This window comes from Phormidium sp. CCY1219 (assembly GCF_055795085.1).
In genome coordinates this window covers 1-2,801 of record NZ_JAYFEQ010000541.1, presented here as the reverse complement: position 1 = coordinate 2,801, position 2,801 = coordinate 1, and the positions used below count along the sequence as shown (strand labels likewise).

3 protein-coding genes and 1 tRNA gene are annotated in these 2,801 nt (G+C 53.1%); all 4 read right to left on the bottom strand.

Annotated elements, in window-relative coordinates:
* The coding region (locus AC0QH1_RS14870; protein ID WP_324631966.1) for a YbjN domain-containing protein at nucleotides 1-815 on the bottom strand (815 nt) is incomplete at its 3' end.
* A 108-nt stretch (nucleotides 816-923) separates the two neighbouring features.
* On the bottom strand, nucleotides 924-1,463 hold the full coding sequence (locus tag AC0QH1_RS14865) for a hypothetical protein (RefSeq protein WP_324631965.1): 540 nt from the start codon (nucleotides 1,461-1,463) through the stop codon (nucleotides 924-926).
* A 279-nt stretch (nucleotides 1,464-1,742) separates the two neighbouring features.
* Nucleotides 1,743-1,814 (bottom strand) — tRNA-Val (locus AC0QH1_RS14860).
* 89 nt (nucleotides 1,815-1,903) lie between these two features.
* The gene (radC, locus tag AC0QH1_RS14855; protein WP_324631964.1) at nucleotides 1,904-2,635 is read right to left on the bottom strand and encodes a RadC family protein; all 732 of its coding nucleotides are present in this window, start codon (nucleotides 2,633-2,635) and stop codon (nucleotides 1,904-1,906) included.
* Nucleotides 2,636-2,801 lie beyond the last annotated feature (166 nt).

The window sequence follows — 2,801 nt, the reverse complement described above, 5'->3', positions numbered from 1 at the left end:
CCCAGGTTGTTTTGGGTGGTTGCCCACTGAGTCGGAGCGCTCTCGCCGGTCCAGACGGTGAGGGCGGCTTGGTAGCAAGCGATCGCAATTTTCCGATTCAAGGCTTGATTGCCGAGGGGAAATTGTTGAATCAGATTGCCAAATTCCACAAACACTGCCGGAATGAGGGGGTTTTGCGCTTCGCTTTCCCGAGATTGTAAACGATGCCAATAGTGTTCTAAGGCGGGAATTAAGGCAGCATTCAAGTGATGCAGATTGTCTTTCAGAATCGGATAAATCTGTTGAGGATTGCCTTGATGTTCTACGATTTTCGCAAACAGCATTCCCAGAAAAGCCACCTGCTCGTTGCCCTCCGGGTCGATAGCCAGATTGATGCCAGGTTTCTGGGCGGCCCGGTCCATGTCTTCCCCCGTCTCCAACCGGTGCTGCACTCGTTCCCGTCCCTGTTGGGCAATTTGCACCGTCCCCCGCAAGGTTCGCCAAAACTGGCGCGCCGTCAGGGTGCTATTTTCCAAGGGCAAATCTGCCTGTAGCCGCACTTCCCCATCTTCCGGGTCTCGTTGCCACCGCGCCAGTTTGTATTCCCAACCCAGGTGCAGCAAGGTTTCCCACGCCGCTTCCGCCTGGGGATGGTTCTCGCTGATGGTGAGCAGTTGCGGCACCAAGAAGCTCACGAATTCCCCGGCTTCGCGTATCTGGATGACCACAGCCATGCCCTCCACCGTCACGATGAGGCGCTGTTGTTCCGGTTCAACTTCATAGGACCAGTCCTCCTGGTCTAAAAATTCGCAAATTCGATCCAATTGCACTGCCATAACTTTCTCCTTGTCAGGCGAATCCCGTCAGACACAGAGTACCGGCACAACCCGGTTGGTGGAATGTCCCCTGTATCTGAAGGGGTGAAACGTTCCCGGTGATGAGGCTCACTCCTCATCCTGTAAGTATTGCAGTTCTGCCTGCAGTTCCGCCAACGCCTCCGCCGGCAACATATCCTGCAACGCCGCCGCTATCTGTGCCGCAATCGGTTGTCGTCCCGGGTCATTCCCGGTGGCTAATACGGTCTTTAAGCGTTCTATCCCCTCCTCGGTCAACTGAATCAACCCCGACAGCAGGCGATTAAACTGTTTCTCGCTCAGGGGGGCATCTTCCAACGCCAGATCCACGCTGCTTCGCACTTCTCCATCACTGGGGTCATACTCCCAGCGCAATAGCTTCTTTTCCCAGGCGATGGCTAACATGGTCTGGAAGGCGACTCCTTTATAGATATGGTCTTTGAGAAATAAAAGCTGGGGCGCAAACAGGGCTAAATATTCCCCGTTTTCCTGAACCTGAATCACAATCAGAAAGCGGTCTATCTGTTGCGACTCAACGTCGGTAATTATCTGATTTTGCGCTTCGTTCAGGTGGTAGCGCCATCCGCGATTGTCCAGAAACTCTGCTACCGATGCTAGGGTGGTGGCCATAATCCCAACTCCTTGGAGATATCCTCTCCCGGTTGTGTGTCACTATGGTTATAAGGATTGAGGCAGGGTTTTTTATGCACGGCCTGGGCAAAATTGCTGCAGATGGGTGGTTTAAGGGGGGATTGGAATCGCGTAGGGTGCAAATTATGTTGTCGATTTATTGGGGGGGGAGGCGGTAACTCTGGGTCGTTCCCCGGATGAGCTGGGAGCGAGTTATATGAGTTAAAAGCCCCACACCCTTCGAGGGTGTGGGGCTTTTCAAAGCTATTGACAAAAAAATGGGCGATACTGGATTCGAACCAGTGACCCCTTCCGTGTGAAGGAAGTGCGCTACCACTGTGCTAATCGCCCGCACGATTTCTTACTATAACACAGCTTTCTGAAAATGCACAAGAGTTTTGCCAAATTTTTTTTGACAGGGATTCACCGGGGGCTGAAACCTAGTCTCCTTGGGGATATTCGTCCCACAGGGAGGTGATTTGGCGCAAGCTCTGATAGTCGCCGTTGCCCAAAATCAAGTGATCCAGCAGGGGGGTTTGCAGCAACTGGGCGGCTTGCAATAACTGGCGGGTGAGTTGGATATCTTCGGAACTGGGTTCTAAGCTGCCCGAGGGGTGGTTGTGGGAGATGATGGCGCGGGTGGCCCCCTGGCGCAAGACTTCGCGGAAAATTTCTCGGGGATGAGCGAGGGTTTCTGTGGCGGTACCGATGGTAATTACTTTAGTGCCGATCAGGCGATTTTTCACATCGAGCAGCAGGACTGCAAACCGTTCCTGAGTTTGCCACATCAGTTCGTGGGAGAGTGCTGCTGCGGCTGCATCGGGACTGTCGATTTCTTGGCGTTCGGGAGGACGAGAATAAAAGGTACGTTTCCCGAGTTCGATCGCGGCGAGAATGCTGGTGGCTTTTGCCGGTCCGACGCCGTGGATTTGCATCAGTTCTTGGGGATTGATATCGCGCAGCACTTCGAGGGGATCGCGCTGATGTTCGCTGAGTTTTTGCAGGATATATTGCCCGAGTCCCACGGCGGAGAGTTTTCCCGATCCTTGACCGGTGCCGAGCAGAATGGCTATCAGTTCGGCGGTGGCGAGACTTTTCGGCCCATAGGTCAGCAAGCGCTCGCGCGGACGTTCGTTGGTGGGAATATCGGCGATTCTGAGGCAATAGGTCATGGGAACCCTGGCAAATTGTGGAAATATTGGGATAATTTTCCCATTATTTTTTTGAATTTGCACTAGGAGGAGAAAATTGCCGGGGGAGACTAATAGCTCAAGTCGGTTAAAAACCGACTAAAAGCCTTACAGAACAAGCAAAACCTGTAGGGGATTTTAATTCCCG

What these genes read in the sequence shown, in the direction of transcription:
- AC0QH1_RS14865 (WP_324631965.1), bottom strand. Translation starts at nt 1,463, where the DNA reads ATGGCCACCACCCTAGCATCGGTAGCAGAGTTTCTGGACAATCGCGGA.
- radC (WP_324631964.1), bottom strand. Translation starts at nt 2,635, where the DNA reads ATGACCTATTGCCTCAGAATCGCCGATATTCCCACCAACGAACGTCCG.